The sequence below is a fragment of the Priestia sp. YIM B13552 genome (genome assembly GCF_042787775.1).
Taxonomy (GTDB): domain Bacteria; phylum Bacillota; class Bacilli; order Bacillales; family Bacillaceae_H; genus Priestia; species Priestia megaterium_E.
In genome coordinates, this window is record NZ_JBHZOU010000001.1 from 794,811 (window position 1) to 814,860 (window position 20,050).

Genomic DNA, 20,050 nt, shown 5'->3' on the forward strand with positions numbered 1-20,050 from the left:
GCTTATTTTTGTTTATTTTCTTTTCTACCAAACTTCTATACGATATATGTATCTCAATATTACCAAATAAAGGAGCTGTAAAAATGAAAAATAACGTTAAAGAAAAATTTAATGCTCATGCTTCTCAGTATGATGAGCAGCGCCGCAAACTCATTCCTTGTTTTTTTGATTTTTATTCTATTCCCGTTTCGCTTCTTCACTTTTCAAAAAAGCCGCTTCGCATACTTGATATCGGAGCAGGTACAGGCTTGTTTTCTTCTTTTGTTAAAGAAAAGTACCCAGATGCGCATTTCACGTTGCTTGACGTCTCAGATCAAATGCTTGAAAAAGCAAAGGAACGCTTTAAAAATGAACAGCATATAGAATTTATCGTATCAGATATAACAAGCTACAAATTTGAGCACTCATTTGATATTGTGATTTCTTCACTTGCTATCCATCATTTAGAAGACAAACAAAAACAAAAGCTGTATGAACAAATTCATAATTTGCTGCATACAGGAGGAATATTTATTAATGCCGATCAAGTATTAGGCCATTCTTCTATTATTGAAGAGTTATATAAAAAAGACTGGAGTGAAAGAATTGCCGCAAGCGGATTAACTCATGAGCAAATTGAGGCTGCTCATGAACGTACGAAGTTAGATAAAATGGCAACTTTACATGATCAGTTAAATTGGTTAACAGCAAGCGGGTTCAGCACAGTGGATTGCATTTATAAATTTTTTAATTTTGTTGTAATGTATGCTCAAAAATAACGGTTTAAAAACTACTTGTCTCTTTGCAAGTAGTTTTTTTACTCTGTTCCTCCCTATATTCGAATAAGAATATTTATCTATTTCCGCAAAACTACGCATACTTCTTTTCCAGTTTCGTATATCTAATAATAGCTTCGTTCTCCTGAACTTTTGAATTTTTTGTACATAAAACCCATATAAAGTATTTTTATACTATTTTATGTCTTTTTATGGTATAAAAAATACAACTATGTTACAATATGATTACAAAACAATCTGTATAACGCTTTCATTTCTTTACACGAAAATGAAGAACTGGAAAGGATGTGCTGCTTATGTAAATATAAATCCGCTAGATTAGTAAACTTATATTAGTAAAATTATGCAAAACATCAAGAAAAACTTAGTTATTCTTATTATTATAAATTCCCGCTAGTAAAGTCTTTCTACTTAATGATTTCCTTATTAAGCGCATACATACAGGTATAGAAAATGCAGCTATTCGTCTTTTATTTTATTAGTGAAGAATTTATAGCACTGCCGCACCATACGTTTTTCATTAATGCAGCCTAAGGAGGCGCAGCACATGGCAAATAGAATATCAAGAACAACAATCGTACTCATAGCGGCTATTTTAGCTCTAGCCTGCTTGTTTGTAGGAGTTCCAAAAACAGAAGCTGCTTCAACACCATCTCATTTAATTATCATTAACAAAGCAACAAATAAACTCGCTTATTACCAAAATGGTTCACTTGTCCGAACGTTTTCAGTCGCAACAGGGCGCACGCAGTCTCTTACACCAGAAGGGCATTTCAAAGTAGTGAATAAAATTGTCAATCGCCCTTATTACTCAGGGAACATTCCTGGTGGAGATCCTAGAAACCCTCTTGGCAATCGCTGGCTAGGTCTAAATGCGAGAGGTACATACGGCACGACGTATGCTATTCACGGAAATAACAATCCTGCTTCCATTGGCAAATATGTAAGCAGCGGATGTGTTCGTATGTACGATGAAGAAGTCGCATGGTTATTTAGTAAAGTGACCGTCGGTACACCGGTTGTGATTACAACTTCTTCTAAATCATTTAATGACATTGCAGCAGCAAACGGATACAACGTTTCTGGAAACTCAGGTTCTACTCCAGCTCCTTCTACAGGAACTGTTTTAAAGAAAGGCAGCAAAGGAAATGCAGTTAAAGAACTTCAGCAGAAACTAACTTCACTTGGCTATAATACAAAAGGTACGGACGGTGTGTTCGGTGCTAATACAGATTCAGCTGTTCGTAAGTTCCAAAAAGACCACGGCTTAACGGCTGACGGCATTGTTGGCCCATCAACATATAAAGCTTTAGGAAGTTCAGGAACGAAACCGAACCCGACGACACCAACAAACCCAACAAATCCAAAGCCAACAAATCCACCGGCAGATACAACAATTAACACAAAACAAACGCTTAAAAAAGGAAGCAAAGGCAGCAATGTTCAAGCTCTTCAAAAGAAATTAACGTCGCTTGGCTATGATACAAAAGGCACGGACGGTATCTTTGGTGCTAATACGGAAGCAGCTCTACGTAATTTTCAAAAAGACAATAAGCTAGCAGTGGACGGCATTGCCGGACCTAATACTTTAACTGCTATTTCTAAACGCTAATAGAGCCTGATTTCAGGCTCTGTTTTTTTATTGATAAACCTTTTTTAAGTCGCGCCTTGACTCCTTAATGAACCAGTACGCCGTCTTTCTTTTCTATGACATACTTAATCAGCTGATAAACCGTTCTCATAAGAATTTGCTGCTGATAGATATCATTTTTGACAGGAATTACGTTTTCTATCAGTCTGCTATATTTGTAGGCTTGATCGTCTTCTTTTTGTTTATAAAGAGCGAGCCAGTCATTACGAGATTTTTCAAGCAGCTGTTCGTTGAAATAGGAATAAACAACGGATGCAAACTCACCTGCCAATTCTTGAATAACCTGCTGTCGGTCGGTGACCGAATGATAGGTACTTGACCACCCAGACGGCTGGATTAGAAAATGCTCGTAGACAGATGAAATAAAAGCGGACGCAATGACTGGCACAGGCCCTTCATGCTCTCCTAAGGAAATGTTCAAACATGTTTCTCTATCCATATAAGGAATGTTTAGCGACTCCATCGCTTCATAAAAAGCCTGAGAGACAGTCAAGTTTAAATAAATAGGATGCAGCTCTTGCTGCTTTTTTCTCGTTTCTGATACTAAAGCTGCCTTTAAGTCTTTATACAGAAGGTGACTCTCTTTGAATTCCTCGTGTACACGTTCTAAAATAGTCGTATTCCCTACTGTTAAATAATAGTGAAGCTGCTTTTTCATAAGAGGTGAAACGCTTTTAAGCCCATAATCTATCATTTTAGCCATGGCATGTTTTTTAGCATAATCCGTACGGCAGCTTGGAGAGGTCAGCAAATCTCCGTGTGTAACACAAACGTTTACCTTAGCACCGTGACCATGTACGATGAGCTGTTGAAGAAATTGAATATCTAATTCTTTAAGCCCATGATGTACGTATAAAATAGAAGCTGCTTGTTTAAAAGAATCGTGGATGGTGCTCGTATATTCAAAACACGCATGCTCGCAAATCGCTACTCCTTTTTTAAAAGAAAAAGGGCCGCAAACTTCAATTCTACGAAACAATGGATAAATAAGACGTCCGTTATTTTCTTCTTCTTCATTTGTTAGCGCCCCAAAGGAAGACAGCTCTTTTGCTATGAGACGGCAGGATATTGGCCAGTCGTCTTCTCCTATTTCCCATGTTCCTTCCTTGTATTCTTTCAACCGGGATTCGATTGCAAGAAGCATTTGCTCGGTGATTTTCCTGCATTCAAGCCGCTTGTGCCATCCCTCTGCAAAATCTCTTCCTTCTTGATCAACAGCGTCTTTTACTATTTCACTTTCTCGTTTAATTGCATCTACAAATTGTTTGAATGAACTATTTTCGTCGCTCATTCTTAAAGGAACATCATCATTAAAATAACGGGCTTTGTATGGGATATCTCCCAAAAGAGCGCGCAGATTAAAAGAGGAATCTCCGTGTAACAACTCAAAGACCAAGTCATAATCCGTGCCTCCTTCAGCATACACTTCAGCGCTTTTTAGTAGGATATTCTCCAATTTCCTTTGCACTTCACTTCGCGTAAAAAAAGAGACGGCAGCTTCATAGTGTTGGGAATCCTTCACCTTATACGTAGCAGAATAAGCGCCTTTACTGCCTATTCCTAGAAAGCCACATTCCTTTTTTATACCAAGAAGCTGGCGGATTAAGGCTGTTTTGCCGCTTCCTTGTTCTCCGATTACATGAATGTACTCATACTCGCTGTCAATTTGTTCGCTCGTCCTTTTTTCAATATCGTTATAAAAAGCGTTCACTACTCGTTCATCATATCTTGCTTTTGCTCTTCCTTTTGCAGTACTTGTCCAAAAATCCTGTACTCTCAGCAGTTCATTCATCTCTTCAACCAGAATGTCAATTTCATCGTGTTGCTCTGTATACATAAACCGTTTAACAAACGGGTGGGATCTTCCTCTTTCATCTTTTTTAAACGGATGCTGAAACATAATTGACCAGCCTTTTCGCATAGGAGATTGACAGGCTTTTGCACGAAAAACTTTCATTCATTTCCCCTTCTTTCCCTAACATTGTCCTATTTGAAATGTATGGCTTTTAAAGGGGGGATATGTCTATGATTTTCCTCTTTTTAGAAGGATTTTTCCTTCATTTATCGAAGTAATTAATTGAGGTGATGGGAGAATGTTGACAAAAATTGTGAAATGCAGCATACCGACTGATAAAAAAGCATCTTTTTCATATACGCAACAGCATTGGGCTGCTCTTGCACACGTGAATGGTTTCATTGGCCAATTAGGGGGTTGGAACGTGGAAGATGAAACAGATGCGTGTATTCTAGCTCTGTGGGAAGATGGAACAACTTATCAAGAATTCATGAAGCATACTCATGATTCTATTTTTTATAAAAGCAAGCAGGATCAAACATATACGAATTTGGACGTTTCAACATCAGATCCGTCCTACTTCATAGGAGCACGCTACAATTATTACCGAAGCAGCGCCATTGAAAGCCGTTATTTAGTAAAGACGGAAATTGAAGTCGATTTTTACGACAAAGAAGATATCCATGAGATGGTAAAAAGCTTAATAAATCCTTCTTATCGCTGTTTATCTCACGTTGTATCACCAATCGAGCATAGCAAGCTTATCATTTTTTCATTATACGGATTTGCTTGTCCGCAAAAAACAATTGATACTTTCGTTCATCCAAATGTACTGAACGCGTCTCAATACATATATCAATTAGAGAAAAATTGGAACGTTCTTTCCAATTAAAAAATAGAAGCCTAGGCCCGACGCCAAAGCTTCTATTTTTTTATGATATGAACATCTTGGTTTTGTACGGTAATGACTTCCTCCGTCATACCTACAAACAAACCGCTTTCTATTACGCCTGGGATCCTTATCAGCTGTTTTTCCAACTCAGCAGGATTTTCAATTTCTGAAAAATGGCAGTCTAGAATGTAATTTCCGTTATCGGTGATAAACGGCGTATGATCATCTAAAAGCCTAAGCTGCGGTACACAACCTGCACTGCGAATGTGCTTCGCCGTCATTTCCCAGCCAAAACGTATAACTTCAACAGGAAGAGGAAAAGCTCCTAGCGTCTTCACTATTTTCTTAGAATCTGCAATCACGATAAACCGCTTCGCTGCGTACGCAATCATTTTTTCTCGAAGCAGCGCGCCTCCTCCTCCTTTAATTAAAGAAAGTTCGCTATCTACTTCATCTGCTCCGTCAATTGCTATATCAATATATTCAACATCTGCTAAAGTAACAATGGGAATACCTAGTTTCCTTGCCAGCTCTTCTGTTTTTTGAGAAGTAGGAACCGCTTTGATGTGTAATCCATTTTTTACTCGTTCACCTAGTTTTACAATTGTATAATAAGCTGTTGAACCTGTCCCTAGCCCTACAATCATTCCATCTTCAACAAATTGTGCTGCTTTTTCACCAACTGCTTGTTTTTCAATCATACAAAGGCCTCCTTACTCATATTGTACCCGTTTACATAAAAAAGCAAAAGCATTATGAACCCTTACGTAAAAACTCAGCTGACTACTCAGCTGAGTTTTTTTGAAACTGTGTATTTAGAAGAATTTTTTCTACCCAATACTGCTGTTTTGTACTGTTTGTCTGTTCGCTGCTTTTTAGTTCAAACGTATAGTAAATATACTTGTCTGAATAATCATCATTCACATAAGCATGATAAATGCTATGCTTTCCATCTCTTGTTTGTTTTTTCACATAAATCGTTGCATTTTTACCTTTTAACATGTAATCAGGCTGAAACGCATCTATTTTATTTTGAGCTGCTTTGCTTTTTTTCTTAGAAAATAAAGCCGTTATTTTCCCAGCATTGTATGAATCATTTTCCTTCGTTGATGCTGTCCATACTTCACTTTCATCTTCACTGCTTTTATAAGAAGATTTATGAATAACATACTGAAGCGGAAACCACATCCTATATTGATTGGTATCCGAAGTAAATAATTCAAATCCATTGTCTGTTTGTTCATGATCGACCAAAAATGTACTCGTAAACTTATCTGCCTGCGCTTCACTTTTAAATTTCCCGCTTTGAAATAGCCAAATTCCTACGGCAATAACCAATGCTCCGGCTACTGATGCGACTTTTTTTCGATCCATTGTTTCCACACACCTTTTAATACCCCTTTAACTTTTGATAATACCATATTGACGTTTATGTCGTCATAAGGAGAAATAACCAAAGGGTTATATGAGCGCACATGCTAATTTAACTAGAGAAAATAAACTTTTTTACAATAGTAAATTTGATAACAGACGCTGAGCTAACAGCCGGTTAGCCTCACCGGGCTCTAGCGTATACGTTAGTAGTTCTTGCTTTTCAGCTTTCGCTTTTATCAAACATTCACCCTTTGGAGAAAGAAGAGAAGTCGTGCTTTTTTGGTTCTCTAAGGCATAATTCACGCTTGCAAAGTAAATACCATTCTCCGTACTTCTTGCAATCATTGCATAATCATAAAACTTCGGATCTGGTACTTCACCAGTAAACTGTGGATGAAACACAATGCTTGCTCCTCTTATAGCAGCCCATCGGACAGTTTCAGGATAGCGCCATCCCTCATGGCAAATGACAATACCGAATTTCACGCCGTTTATTTCAAACAACTGGCGGCCATTTCCAGGCTTATAACCAAATTGATCTTCTGCTGGATCAATTTGATTTTTAGTTTGATACCCTAATTCTTTTCCATTTTCATCAATTACAAAAGCAGTTAAATGCATACCAAGTTCGTCGCGCCACTCCAGTGGTAAAATTACGTTGAGCTTTAACTGTTTGGCAAGCAACTTAACTCTATAAAGCGTATTTTGTTGAATTTCGTGATTGTATGTCTCAACTTCAAAACCCACTCCTCTAAGTCCCGGCACAATTGATTCTGGAAAACATGCAAGGTTACACCCTTCTTCTGCTGCTTGTTTCATATAATTTTCTACCGTTTCTACACCCTCTGAGGCTGATTTTGGAAATCTCACTTGCGCTAACCCAATTTTCATTCATTGCTCCTCCACTTCCAATATCATAAAAAAACTCATGCTACTAGCGTAACATGAGTTTTTTATCTTTACGTAAATAATTTAATTAGCATGCTAAGAAGAATACCTACCGCACTAAAGTCCGAATCTCCAAATGTTGTGCCTTTAAAACCTAACGACGCGAGAACAGGCAGTAAAATAGCCGGTAAAAAACTAATTAAGATTCCATTGGCAAATGACCCGACCACTGCTCCTCTTCTTCCCCCCGTCGCATTTCCAAATACTCCGGCAGCTGCTCCCGTAAAAAAGTGCGGAACGAGGCCTGGCACGATAATACTTAGACCAAATAGAGGCAAAAAGAACATTGAAATGAGACCTGCGATAAAGCTTGAAAAGAATCCAATGACCACTGCGTTAGGAGCAAACGGAAACACCGTTGGACAATCTAGAGCTGGAATGGCATTTGGTACCGCTTTGTCAGCAATTCCTTTAAATGCTGGTACAATTTCTGCTAAAAGCATACGAACACCCGCCAGCACGACATATACTCCTGCTGCAAAGGTGATTGCTTGAATTAGCGAGTACACAATAAAGTTTTGACCCCCGCTTAATTTTGTTTCGATAAATGCAGGACCTGCAAAAAGAGCAACAACAATAAATAAAACGGTCATGGTCAGTGAGACAGAAACGGATGTATCCCGAAGAAATCCTAAGGATTGAGGAACTTTAATTTCTTCTGTTGTTTTTTCACGATTTCCTACTCGCTTGCCGATAAACCCTGCTACTAAATAGCCTAAGGAACCAAAATGACCAACGGCAATATCGTTTGACCCTGTAATTTCACGTACATACGGCTGAAGCAGTGCAGGAAATAAAACCATTAAAATACCTAATAATAGTGCACCGATCAAAACCAAAGGTGCTCCCGTTAACCCGCCTGTAGACAAAATTGCTGCAATCAAACAAGCCATAAACATGGTGTGATGCCCAGTTAAAAAGATATACTTAAATTTCGTGATGCGCGCGATAATGATATTTACAATCATACCTAAAAGCATAATCATCGCTGTTTCTGTACCAAAAGTTTGTTGAGCTACAGCTACAATTGCTTCATTATTAGGGATGATGCCTTCAACGGAAAACGCTTTATTAAACATTTTTCCGAACGCTTCAAGTGAAGCAATTAATATGTTAGCTCCCGCTCCTAATATAAGAAAACCCATAATTGTTTTTAAGGTGCCCGATACAATATCTGCACTTTTTTTCTTTTGAAGCAACAAACCGATCAGTGCAAACAACCCTACTAGAATAGCGGGTGTTCCTAATATATCTTTCATAATTAAATCAAACATGGCTTACGCCTCCACGAAGTATTTTTGCAGTGCTCCTTTAATTTCCGCTTGATTTAAAATGTTTTGCAGTGCCACGACCGTGCGAGTGCCATCATCCAATTGATTTACAATATCTGCAGATCCTAAATAGATATCTGCCTGCTCCGTTTTACTAGTTGTTAAATCCGTATGAGATACCTGTGCTTCAACACCAAGCTCTACTAAAATTTTCTTTACATTCATTTCCACAATAAAACTGCTTCCTAAACCGTTTCCGCATACAACTAAAATCTTTTTCATTTTTTATCTCTCCTTTTAATTTGAGTACGCTTCAATTAATGCAAGCATTTCTTGTTTTGTATTCATAGCAATAAGCTTGTCAATATTATCGTTTTCAGATAGCATCATTGAAAGCTGTGACAGTGCTTTTAAGTGGGTTTCATTATCAGTAGCAGCAAGTACAATAATAAGCTGCGCTCCGTGCTGTTTTTCAGTAGAAAAATAGACCGGCTCCTTTAAACGAAGCATGCTCATACCCACACGATTTACACCTTGTTCCGGCCTTGCGTGAGGGAGCGCCACTTTTGGCGCAATAACAATATAAGGGCCTAACTGTTCTACACTTTTGATCATTGCTTCTACATAAGAAGGTTCAATATATTCATAGTTCAACAAAGGCTTGGCAGCCAGCCTAACAGCTGATTTCCAATCATCTGCTGAATCTGTAAGCTGCAAGAATGGCTCTTGCAATACTTCATGCAACATTGGCTTTTTATCCTCTCTTACCATTTTTTTAGATTGCTGTATCACTAGTTTTAAATTAGCTAACAGAGCTGGTTCATCCTGAATATTTGCATGCTGCTTAATAATACCCATGATGGCTTGCGTGGTTAGCTGAGAAGAAGCTGGTTCAACTAAGTCGATTAACCGCTGCTTTTCATCATCCGTTAAAATAGGATTCACAAGCATCACATTCATTCGCTTTTTTAATGGCGTAGTTGTAATAACTAAATCATAGGTTTCTTTAAACTGCTCATAATCTCTTACCGTCATTGGCCCTATCAATTCAGCATCTGTTAACAGTTGTTCAAGCTGATACTGAAGCATACGGGACGTTCCAATTCCATTGGCACAAACAATAACAATACGCTTTTGTTTTTGACTTCCCTCTTGTTTTTTCATCCACCCTCCGAAATGAAGAGCAAAATAAGAAATTTCGTCTTCATTAATACGTATTTGAAGGCTGTTTTCCAAAGGAAGCAACGCTTTTTTTGTCAGTTCCACTATATCCTGATACTTTGTTTGAATAGCCGAAAGCATAGGGTTAGGGAGGTGAATATTATAGAGAAGCCTGTAATAAGCCGTCTTCAAATGAATATATAAATTTTGTTCAAGACGATTTCGATCTTCAAATACCACACAAGCATATGCTTGAAACCGTGATACCATTTCTTTTACAATGCTTCTCATCCAATCATCACTATCTGCTTGATTTACTACATTTACTTTTGCACTTAGTAAAACCGTGGCCAGATAATGTTTTTCGTGAGGTGGAAAATCAAACTCTAAAACGCTTTCAATTTCTTGGAGCGCTTTGTACTGCCTGGTTTTTTCTAATTCTTCTTTTCTAGTAATCGAGGCGTCTACATAGCGCTTGCCTCCAATACGCTGAATACAGCACGTGAGCATATAGGCTAATTGCGTCAGCATCTTGTCTGTAAACGCCATTCCCAGTTTATCTTCACACTCTACAAGCCAGTTATAAATCATTGAATATTCGTAATCTGCTTTCATGACCCTTTTCAGCAATTCTTCTTGATGTTGACTTAATAATTCTGTGATGTGTATATAAAGCAAATTTCGAATGTCGCTTTCAGATCCTTTTACTTCGTACCCATCTTTATAGCTATATGTTAAAGATATGCCTTTCTTTATCCACTTGTTTTTTAAGTCTTTAATATCTTGTAAGACAGTGTTGCGACTAACTTCTGTTTCATCCATGAGCTGCTGAGTTCCGATTTTCCCGCCTCGAAGTATACACATCAAAGCAACGTATATTTGCCGGTCCTCAACTGATAAGTAAGCAGATGGCATAACATGAGAAATTTGTTTAGCAACTTGGTCCTTTGCTTGATCGTTTAGAAAAAAGCCTTTCCCATATGTGTACTGAACAAACTCTAATTCTTGCTGACACAGCCAATCGTTAATTTTCTCAATATCATAATAGATGGTACGCCTTGACACTTGAAACTGCTTCATTAACTCTTGTACTGATATAAACGTTGCGGCTTGAAGCAAAACTTGCAATACGGCCGTACTGCGTTTGTCTAACAAATGAATCACCTTCAGTCCAATTCGTGCACAAATTGAAATACTTACTATCCTTTATGTTTCTACTATACTACGGGTCTTACAAAATGATTAGACCGAATTCACCCACATACATTGTGCAAAAAATGTACTCAATAAAAAAAGAAGTGCTGTATGCACTTCTTTTAAGGGTTAATCTTTAGTCTGCTGTTTCATTGCTTCTCCAATGGCTTTTTTTAAATGTCCATCATGTTTATCAAGCAGCCGATGCACCTCATCACCTTCTGTAGAAGTAAGAAGCGCAAGAATGGCGGCTTTTGGCGTTTTGTAGGTTTGTAAACTTTCCGCTGCCTCTTCTGATGAGACGCCTGTTAGTTCCGCAATAATATTCTTAGCACGCTGTACGAGTTTATCGTTAGTCGGCTGTACGTCTACCATTAGATTGCTATAGACTTTACCAATTTGAATCATAGAAGCGGTCGTCAGCATATTAAGAACAAGCTTTTGGGCAGTTCCGGCTTTCATTCTTGTTGAACCTGTTACAACTTCCGGCCCTGATTCTGCTACTATTGCATATTTTGCTTCTTGTTCCATAGGTGATTGAGGAGAATTGACAACGCAGCCCGTTACTGTCCCCAGGCTGTTTGCATACGCAAGCGCTGAGAGTGTATACGGAGTTCTTCCGCTTGCAGCTATACCTACAAGAATATCTTTATTTGATAAATTAATCGCTTTCAAATCTTCTATCGCTTGTTTCTTATTATCTTCTGCTCCTTCTAACGCATGCCGGAGCGCTTTGTCTCCCCCGGCTATGATCCCAATTACTTGTTCGGCAGGTGTACCGAATGTTGGTACACATTCAGATGCATCCAACACACCTAGCCGCCCGCTTGTACCTGCTCCGATATAAATAAGACGTCCGTCTTGTTTAAAAGCACTGACAATTTCATCTACTAACAAAGCAATAACGGGCAGCACCTTATTGATTGCCTGAGGCACTTGATGATCTTCTTCATTAATTTTTTTTACAATTTCCAGACTTGATAATTCATCAATGTTTAAGGTTTGCGGATTGCGTTTTTCTGTTAAGATATGATTTAAGTTCACTGTGATCCCCTGCCTTTTCCACCATCATTTTTTCTCTATTTATACTCGTTCATGAACAGCTGATAAGCTCCTTTAGCAGATGATACTCGCTGTGTTGCCCACTGGATATGCTTTATTTCTTTTTCACATGCTTTTTTATAAACATCAAACACTTCTGGAACTTCCGTTAAAATGCTGCCTTTGCATGACAGCAAGCAGCTCCCTTCAAACCGCTGTTTCTTATATAAATGAAGAGTCATGTTTGCAAGGTTCTTTCCAGCCTGTTGAAGAATGTCACTTGCTTCTTGTTTATGATTTCTCGCTTGATTTACAACAAGCGGAGTGAGTGAAGCAACCTCTGATTTAGGAGATGAATAGACAAACTTTTTTATATCGTGTATGGTATCTGCTTTTACATGTTGCAAGATTGTCTGACTAAGGCTGCTGTAAGGAAGGCTTTGATCATGCTCTTTCGTCAGCAATATCAGTGCTTGAAGACTAATCCAATATCCGCTCCCTTCATCTCCAAGAAGGTGTCCCCACCCTCCTCCGTATTCGTACACTCCGTCTTTTTTTCCAATACTGACGGCTCCAGTTCCTGCAATGGTTAAAATCCCGTCTTTTCCATGCAGTAGTGCTTCATGTGCAATCATGGCGTCATCATATAAACCTACTTCTACCTGATAACGATCATAAAAATATCTTTTTATTTCTTCTTTAGATAATGCTTTACTTCCAGCAAGCCCTAGTGAAATGCCTTTACATGTATGACCGGCAAGCGCAGTTTTGCACGCCGTAATACATTCATCAATATGAGTAATAGCCGTGTTGTAATTAATGAGCAAATTTCCATAGCCGCTTTTTGAAGCAGCGAGCTCTTGACCGTCTAAGCTATATGCAACGCCTTCTGTTTTTGTTCCCCCGCCGTCGATACCAATAATATAGTCCATTTTATCACCGCTCACAAAAAGCAAATTTGTCCCATGGCTGCAGTTCATTTAGTAAAAAAATTTCCTCTTCTGCAATGCGTCCTACTACGTTTGTTTTACCTGAGTTCTCCATGTCTAACAGCGCAATTTGCAGCTCTCCTTTGTACTGTCCATAGAGCTCATTTTCTATTAAAATATCGCCTCTTCGAATGGAAGGAGTATGCGTAGGCTTAAACTCTTCTTTTTTATATTTTACTCGGCTTTGTGTAGAGCGAATTAAATAATCAGATACGTCTCCGCGGTAAAAATGAAACTCTTCCAGCACAATTTTTTTCTCAAGCTCGGTAATCGTATCATACAGGGTCACGTTAAAAGTAAAGCGCTCTTGCTGAACAACATCACGCAGCGCCTTCATCTCTTCTTCTGATGCATACGCATTCGCAATAATGGCACAATCAATTAATCCCGTTTTAAAAAGATGCTTAGCCTGCACGTCGATCGGAAGGGTGCGATGCATTTCAAGCGTACAAAGTCCTTCAGTAACAGGCCACGGTCCAAAAGTAGCGCTTGGTGAATTAATAAAGGCTGCTGTTTCAAGGTTATGTTCTTTAAACAATGCTGAACACTTCAAAAAGTGATCATACGACAATCCCGCATATCGATGAGGATAGAAGTTGTGCGACCCGAGCAGCTGCTTTCGATTCGGTCGGTAACTTAAAATATTATCCACATACTTCGTCGCATTGCTCATATTAATTTCAATTTTTAAGCCGTATGGATTAAAAGTCATAATGGACTCTTCATTTCCCGTATACCCTAAATCAAGACGAATAGCATAAGCCCCTAATTCGTGAAAAAAAGATAAGTCATCATAAGAAATGCCAAGCGCTCCAAATACGCGAGGAGCGATGTCCACTACTACTTCCATCTCTAGCTCATTGGCAAACTCAATGGTTTCTTTAAAATTTGCCATTACTTTTTTCTGATCGCCTTCAACAGAAAGCAAGCATGTAAAAATGCGGGTAAATCCGTATTGATGCGCAAGTGCTATATACGCTTTATCTTTTTCGGCAGTCGAATGTTCAGGATAAATCGCAATACCTAGCTTTTTCATTGATTCTCGCCTTCTTTTTTAAATTTTTTAATAAGCTTAATCATATGCTCAATTAATTTTTGCTCTGAAATAGCCGTCATTAAATGATCTTGTGCGTGAATTAAAAGCAGGGACTTTTCAATTGTTTTTCCGTTCAATTCACGTTGAATAAGCGCAGTTTGCGTTTTATGAGCATGACTGAGCTCTTCTTGAGACTTTTTTAAAAGTTCGTCAGCTTTATTAAAATCATAGTCTTCAGCTGCTTCTAACGCTTCATATGCAAGTGATCTGGCATTTCCTCCATATGCAATAAGTTCAAAAATTTCATTTTCCATATTTGCTGCTTCTGTCATTTCTTCCATCCCCTTTTTTATAGTGGTGCAGGCGTAATGTTTCCTAATATTACAGGAGACAAGGCGCCGGTTGCACTTGGTACATTGCTTGGATAACCTGAAAGTGTTTCATTTGCGAGCACCGCAAAAGCTACGGCTTCTTTTGCTTCTGAAGACATTCCAATTTCTTCTTGTGTATACACGCTGCAGCGCTTCCCGAGCTGCGTTTTAATCATATTCATCAGCGTATTATTATAACTTCCGCCTCCTCCAATAATCACTTCGTCAATAGAATAGGCAGGAAAAATAAATGTTTCATAGTGATGTACAATGGATGATGCTGTGAACATAGTAATCGTGGCTAGCAGATCTTCTTTTTTATGTTTGCTATATTTCTCTAGCAGTCTCCTTGTGTACTGTGTACCGAACAGCTCTCTTCCCGTCGATTTAGGAGGAGAAAGCTTCATGTAATCATGATTCATACAGTCTTCTAAAAGCTCTGAAATAATCTTTCCTTCAGCTGCTAAACGCCCATTTTCATCAAATGAAACATGAAAAAGCTGCTGACACGCTTCATCGATCATCATGTTTCCCGGCCCCGTATCAAAAGCTACTACGGGTATAGGAGATTTTTTTGGCGGAATCAACGTTACATTTCCAATACCTCCAATGTTTTGAAGCAGCCTTGTACGGTCATCGTGGCTGTACAAAATCCGTTCCGTGTGAGGAACTAACGGAGCACCTTGCCCGCCCGCTGCCATGTCCATCACTCTGAAGTTTGCTACTACCTTCGTTTTGGTTTCATAGGCAATAACAGCCGGCTCTCCAATTTGGAGTGTAGACATCGCTGTACTTCCCGAAGCATAAGGCTGATGGTAAATGGTTTGCCCATGCGATCCAATAACATCTATTTGTTCAAGAGAAAAGCCGGCTTCTTGGCACACTTTTTTCACTGCATCTGCAAATGCATAGCCAAGTTTAAAATTTAAGCTGCAGATCAGCTGTACATTTGAATATTCAAAAGAAAGCGCCTGCTCAATTTCCTTTTTTAACTGAGGTGAAAACGGCACGGTAATGAAATGAAGAAGCTTAACTTTACTTTCATAGCCGCTTCCTTCAATTTGAACGAGAGCTGCATCAACTCCGTCGAGTGACGTTCCTGACATAAGTCCAACAGCATACATACTACGCGTTCACTTCCTTAAAAAAAGCAGGTAAATACTTGCGATGAGCTTGAAGCAATTCATCTAAGACCGACTTAGCCAGCTCGTCACTTGGAACAAGCGGATTAATGGTCATGGCAACAAGTGCTTTTTCATAAGATCCTGTAACCGCAGCTTCTGCCCCTACTCGTTCAAACGATTTAATTTGCTGCACAAGTCCATTCACTTCTACCGGAAGTTCACCGACAGCGAGCGGTACTGGCCCTTGCTTTGTTACTACACAGTTTACTTCAACCGCAGATTCGTTTGGGAGTGAGGAAATAGCTCCCTTGTTTTCTACATTTAATGTTTGAATATCGCCTTTATCGTTATAAATGGATGAAATTAAATTGCATGCGGCATCGCTGTAATAAGCGCCTCCTCGTTTTTCCAGCTGCGGAGGCTTCATTTCTAGATTTGGATTTTTATAGAGTTCAAAAAGCTCGGCTTCTAATACTTTGACCACTTCAGCACGCGTAGTACCTGATTGAAAGGCCAGAAGCTCTTCTGCTAATATTTCTTTTGTTTTGTAGTAGTAGCGGTGATAAGGACATAAAATCACGCTAAGAGCTTCCAAAAAGTCCGGTTGCCACGGAATAGGAGCTATGTTTCTCATTGTTACTTGAGACTTTGGATCACTTAATCGCTGAATGACTTCTTTTGTTACTTCCTTTCCTTTTGCATACACATGCAGTCCATATACCAAGTGATTTAACCCTGCAAATTCAATGTGAACATCTTTTTTTTCTATTTGAAGCAGGCTCGCGATTGAATTTGTCATATGTACAGGCAGGTTACAAACTCCTACTACTTTAGAATGCTTTCCGTAGCGAAGCAGCGCTTCCGTTACCATACCAGCAGGATTTGTAAAATTAATCAGCCAGGCGTTTGGACAAATTTCGTTTATTTCCTCGGCAATTTTCAACAAAACCGGGATTGTTCGCAAGCCCTTAAATAATCCTCCCGCCCCGTTTGTCTCTTGACCAATCATTCCGTATTTAAGAGGGATGCGTTCATCTTGAATACGCGCATCAAGCTGACCTACTCTAAGCTGTGTCGTTACAAAATCAGCATTTATCAACGCTTTTTGTCGATCAAGCGTTAAATGAATTTTCATATCAACACCTGCTTTTTTGACCATTCTTCTCGCAAGTGCTCCTACAATTTCAAGTTTCTCTTTTCCTTCTTCAACATCTACAAGCCATAGCTCTCGAATTGGAAGCTCATCATATCGTTTAATAAACCCTTCGACCAATTCCGGTGTGTAGCTTGATCCTCCCCCTATTGTCACTACTTTCATTTTTTGCCCCTCCTTGTTAAAAAACGGCTAAATATGTAACGGCTGTGCACCCTATTCCAAGCAAAACAAAGCGTATACAAACGGCGGTTTTAGATAAAACTGCGGTTGAAAGCCGAATGGAAATAAATGTTGTAAGCAGCGCTGCTGATAGGCTTGTAATGGCAAATAAACTATGCTGCGCTGATAAACCGGCATACTGCAGCAGAGGTGTAAAAATAACGTTGCAAAGAACCATGGTTAGCAGAAATAAAAACACAGTTTTATATCGAAACCGAACAAACATTGACCCTCACTCCTACTAAAGAGATAGAAGCCAAACAAGTTGGCTTCTCTTTCTTTACATTTGAACTGAACTATCAGATGGTGCAACCGTTGCTTCATCGCTTTTTTCCATTTCGACCATCTTTCGGTCGTACATTTTAAAGAACGGAAGATAAATGACGACAGAAATAGCAATATTAATAACGACTAGCACAACCGCCCGCCAGTCTCCTCCGGTTGATAGATAAGCTCCGATCGGCGCCGGGAGCGTCCATGGAACCATTACGTAGGTTGGCGTAATAAGACCTGTCGCCGTTGCTGCGTATGAAATGATCGTTGTAATAATCGGGATAATGATAAATGGAATAATTAAAATAGGATTTAAGACAATTGGCAAACCGAAAATAATTGGTTCGTTAATATTAAAAACCGCTGGAATAAAAGATGTCCTAGAAAGCGCTTTCGAATATTTAGATTTTGAGAAAAACAGCATCGCTAAGGCAAGACCCAGCGTCGCTCCAGATCCTCCGATCCAAACAAACCACTGAAAGAACGTTTCAGGTGCAATATACGGAAGTGTGGAAGCTCCGTCTGCTACCGCTTCAGCATTTTTGGCTAAATATACTTCCCATACAGGCCGTGCCACTGTCCCAACAACAGAGACGCCGTGAATTCCAAATGACCAGAAAAACGTAATTAAGAAAACCGGGATTAACACTCCTGCTAAACTATCTCCAGCTTCCACAAGCGGAGCAACTAGTTTATCAACTAAATGGTGAAGATCGATACCTAAAACAATGGTAATAATCGTCATAAGTACAACCACAATCGCAACCGGAATTAGTGCTTCAAAAGACCTTGATACCGAAGGCGGCACTTGTTCCGGCATTTTTATGGTGACATTTTTTGCTTTACAAAACCTGAGAATCTCGACTGATAAAATCGATACAATCATCGTTACAAATAAACCGTGACCTCCAAGGTTTGTCATTGGAAGCATAAACCCTTCTTCTTCAATCAGCTTTGGAGTCACCGTAAGTAACAGTGCAGCTACTGCAATTTGCGCTCCTGACAGCGGATCGAGATTATAGCTTTTAGACAAGTTGTATCCTATCCCAAAGGCTATATATAAAGACATAATAAACATCGTTACTCGATATGGTATTAAAATGTTGGCGCTGTTATCAGCTGCCCATTTCGCAATTGTGCTATCTTGCGGCACAGGCGGAAACGCTAGAATCAAGAAAAAACTTCCGATAATGATAAACGGCAAAGCGGAAATAACACCATCGCGAATGGCTTGAAGATGCCGCTGTTCTGATAACCTGGCCATAGGTCCCGATAAATTGTTCTCTAAAAACGACACAAATTTGCTCATATACCCTTTCCCCCTCTATATTTCTCCCCTTGTGTAAACGAAACCCCTTATCTATTTAAAAAGCAGGAATACACCTGCTTTTCTTAGCTAACGAGCTGTTGAACCGTTTTAAAAAGCGTTGGACCTCCAAGCGGCGTATAAGCCTGCGGCGGAATGGGCCCGCACGGAACAGAAGCTTTATCCGCTTCCGCTTTCACTGCGTTAAACCGATGACGAATCTGCGGTGCAACCATTACAACGTCCCAGCCCTTTTGAATTTCCTCTGCCACTTCATTTGTTCCAATTGCCAGCACTTCCATATCCGTTCCGTGCTTTTGCGCTTCCGTTTTTAATGCTTTTACCACAATCGCACTTGACATTCCTCCAGAACATACAAACAATACCTTCATTTTCTCGTTTCCCCCTACCTCTTTATTTTTTGAATTACATTATGTGTATCGATTATGCGTTCAAACACTTGATTGCCTTTTTGAATACATAACCGTATAAACATCGCATCTACAATGGCTAACTGAGCAATACGAGCGCTCATCGTTCCAATTCGAATATGCTGTTCTTCTACCGAAATAGTCAGCAGAATATCAGCTAATCTAGAAGCTGGCGATGATCCGTGCTGCGTTAGCAAAATGACGGCTGCTCCTTTGTCTTTGGCTATTTGCATCAGCTCTACCACTTCTTTTGTTTGACCCGAAGTGGATACCACAAACAGCACATCAGCTTTTGTCATATTCGTAGCCATCACCATTTGAACATGACTATCTAATGAAAACAGAGCCGAAATATCGATTCGAAGCAGTTTATACTGAGCATCTAGCGCAACTACAGATGATCCTCCTGCTCCGTATAAAAACACTCGTTTCGCTCCATGAATAGCTTCCGCGGCTGCATCAATTGCCGAAGTGCTCACTAGCCGGCTTGTATTCATCAGTGCGCTCATACTTTTGCTTATGACTTTTTCAAGCACAGCATCCGTTTCGTCTTCAAAATTAACTGGAAGATTCGGCAGCTGTTCGGTATTCACCTTATGAGCATCTTTGGCTAATTCAATCTTTAATTCTTTAAAACTATTAATGCCTACACGCTGACAAAAGCGAATAATCGTAGCTTCGCTGCACTGACACTGCTTAGCTAGCTGTTTGGTCGTTAAGTTCAACGTGGTGGTAGGATTTTCTAACACGTAATCAGCTACTCTTCCTTCAGCTGGACTGTAATGATTCATTTGTGCATCGATTAAAGTAAGTACGGAAAATTGGCGCATGAATTCCTCCATCGTTAAGTAACGTATTTCTAAAATATTCTTTAAATTACCATTATTATATTTTTTCTGAAGTTTAATTTCAATATTTTTCTGATATTTTTAAAACTTTATTTTATTTTTCAGAATATTTCATCAAAATCTATTGTGAATATAACGACTGCATGCTATATTATGAAAGAAATTTTATCTCAACCAAAAAAGAAGGAGGAACG

Annotated in this window: 20 protein-coding genes; 3 read left to right on the top strand and 17 right to left on the bottom strand. The window is 39.2% G+C overall.

All coding sequences use genetic code 11. The features are described from left to right. Window positions 1-83: 83 nt before the first annotated feature. Together ACFX40_RS03915 and ACFX40_RS03920 are read left to right on the top strand one after the other, a co-directional pair. A complete protein-coding gene (locus tag ACFX40_RS03915) occupies window positions 84-758 on the top strand; it encodes a class I SAM-dependent methyltransferase (protein WP_098332396.1) in 675 nt (224 codons plus the stop codon). Window positions 759-1,323: 565 nt separating this feature from the next. Next, complete coding sequence (locus ACFX40_RS03920) at window positions 1,324-2,388, top strand: L,D-transpeptidase family protein (protein WP_377254248.1); 1,065 nt, start codon at window positions 1,324-1,326, stop codon at window positions 2,386-2,388. 64 nt (window positions 2,389-2,452) lie between these two features. On the opposite strand, the gene ACFX40_RS03925 is transcribed toward ACFX40_RS03920, so the two are convergent. Next, the gene (locus tag ACFX40_RS03925; RefSeq protein ID WP_377254251.1) at window positions 2,453-4,384 is read right to left on the bottom strand and encodes a hypothetical protein; all 1,932 of its coding nucleotides are present in this window, start codon (window positions 4,382-4,384) and stop codon (window positions 2,453-2,455) included. 136 nt (window positions 4,385-4,520) lie between these two features. Between ACFX40_RS03925 and ACFX40_RS03930 the strand changes: the two genes are divergently transcribed. Continuing rightward, complete coding sequence (locus ACFX40_RS03930; protein ID WP_377254254.1) at window positions 4,521-5,114, top strand: YdbC family protein; 594 nt, start codon at window positions 4,521-4,523, stop codon at window positions 5,112-5,114. 32 nt (window positions 5,115-5,146) lie between these two features. Here the strand turns inward: ACFX40_RS03930 and rpiA are convergent, their stop codons facing one another. From rpiA to ACFX40_RS04010, 16 genes are all read right to left on the bottom strand, one after another. Further along, entirely contained in the window at window positions 5,147-5,815 is a 669-nt protein-coding gene (rpiA, locus tag ACFX40_RS03935; RefSeq protein ID WP_377254257.1) for a ribose-5-phosphate isomerase RpiA, read from the bottom strand. An 82-nt stretch (window positions 5,816-5,897) separates the two neighbouring features. Further along, complete coding sequence (locus tag ACFX40_RS03940) at window positions 5,898-6,488, bottom strand: hypothetical protein (RefSeq protein WP_043980032.1); 591 nt, start codon at window positions 6,486-6,488, stop codon at window positions 5,898-5,900. Window positions 6,489-6,620: 132 nt separating this feature from the next. Further along, window positions 6,621-7,379, bottom strand: coding sequence for a carbon-nitrogen hydrolase family protein (locus tag ACFX40_RS03945; protein ID WP_098525459.1), 759 nt, complete (start codon window positions 7,377-7,379; stop codon window positions 6,621-6,623). A gap of 68 nt (window positions 7,380-7,447) precedes the next feature. Next, window positions 7,448-8,710, bottom strand: a complete 1,263-nt coding sequence (locus ACFX40_RS03950) for a PTS ascorbate transporter subunit IIC (RefSeq protein ID WP_013055731.1) — start codon at window positions 8,708-8,710, stop codon at window positions 7,448-7,450. A gap of 3 nt (window positions 8,711-8,713) precedes the next feature. Next, a complete protein-coding gene (locus tag ACFX40_RS03955) occupies window positions 8,714-8,989 on the bottom strand; it encodes a PTS sugar transporter subunit IIB (protein WP_013055730.1) in 276 nt (91 codons plus the stop codon). A gap of 15 nt (window positions 8,990-9,004) precedes the next feature. Next, window positions 9,005-11,023 carry a BglG family transcription antiterminator gene (locus ACFX40_RS03960; protein ID WP_136790240.1) on the bottom strand — a complete coding sequence of 673 codons (2,019 nt, stop codon included), beginning with the start codon at window positions 11,021-11,023 and terminating at the stop codon, window positions 9,005-9,007. A 168-nt stretch (window positions 11,024-11,191) separates the two neighbouring features. Further along, the gene (murQ, locus tag ACFX40_RS03965) at window positions 11,192-12,106 is read right to left on the bottom strand and encodes an N-acetylmuramic acid 6-phosphate etherase (RefSeq protein ID WP_208756073.1); all 915 of its coding nucleotides are present in this window, start codon (window positions 12,104-12,106) and stop codon (window positions 11,192-11,194) included. Between the two features lie 35 nt (window positions 12,107-12,141). Continuing rightward, window positions 12,142-13,083, bottom strand: a complete 942-nt coding sequence (locus tag ACFX40_RS03970) for a BadF/BadG/BcrA/BcrD ATPase family protein (RefSeq protein ID WP_336128321.1) — start codon at window positions 13,081-13,083, stop codon at window positions 12,142-12,144. Continuing rightward, window positions 13,040-14,128, bottom strand: coding sequence for a DUF871 domain-containing protein (locus ACFX40_RS03975; protein WP_098525461.1), 1,089 nt, complete (start codon window positions 14,126-14,128; stop codon window positions 13,040-13,042). Before ACFX40_RS03975 ends, ACFX40_RS03970 begins: the two co-directional genes overlap by 44 nt. Continuing rightward, window positions 14,125-14,460, bottom strand: a complete 336-nt coding sequence (locus ACFX40_RS03980) for a PTS lactose/cellobiose transporter subunit IIA (RefSeq protein WP_136790237.1) — start codon at window positions 14,458-14,460, stop codon at window positions 14,125-14,127. Before ACFX40_RS03980 ends, ACFX40_RS03975 begins: the two co-directional genes overlap by 4 nt. Before the next feature lie 17 nt (window positions 14,461-14,477). Next, on the bottom strand, window positions 14,478-15,623 hold the full coding sequence (gene anmK / locus ACFX40_RS03985; protein ID WP_060746579.1) for an anhydro-N-acetylmuramic acid kinase AnmK: 1,146 nt from the start codon (window positions 15,621-15,623) through the stop codon (window positions 14,478-14,480). 1 nt (window position 15,624) lies between these two features. Beyond that, entirely contained in the window at window positions 15,625-16,941 is a 1,317-nt protein-coding gene (locus ACFX40_RS03990; protein ID WP_136790235.1) for a 6-phospho-beta-glucosidase, read from the bottom strand. Between the two features lie 16 nt (window positions 16,942-16,957). After that, the gene (locus ACFX40_RS03995; protein ID WP_060746581.1) at window positions 16,958-17,224 is read right to left on the bottom strand and encodes a hypothetical protein; all 267 of its coding nucleotides are present in this window, start codon (window positions 17,222-17,224) and stop codon (window positions 16,958-16,960) included. Window positions 17,225-17,278: 54 nt separating this feature from the next. Then, complete coding sequence (locus tag ACFX40_RS04000) at window positions 17,279-18,580, bottom strand: PTS sugar transporter subunit IIC (protein ID WP_013082024.1); 1,302 nt, start codon at window positions 18,578-18,580, stop codon at window positions 17,279-17,281. An 83-nt stretch (window positions 18,581-18,663) separates the two neighbouring features. Beyond that, window positions 18,664-18,969: a PTS sugar transporter subunit IIB gene (locus ACFX40_RS04005; RefSeq protein WP_013055720.1), complete on the bottom strand. Its 306-nt coding sequence runs from the start codon at window positions 18,967-18,969 to the stop codon at window positions 18,664-18,666. Window positions 18,970-18,983: 14 nt separating this feature from the next. Further along, complete coding sequence (locus tag ACFX40_RS04010) at window positions 18,984-19,838, bottom strand: MurR/RpiR family transcriptional regulator (protein ID WP_060746583.1); 855 nt, start codon at window positions 19,836-19,838, stop codon at window positions 18,984-18,986. Between the last annotated feature and the right edge of the window lie 212 nt (window positions 19,839-20,050).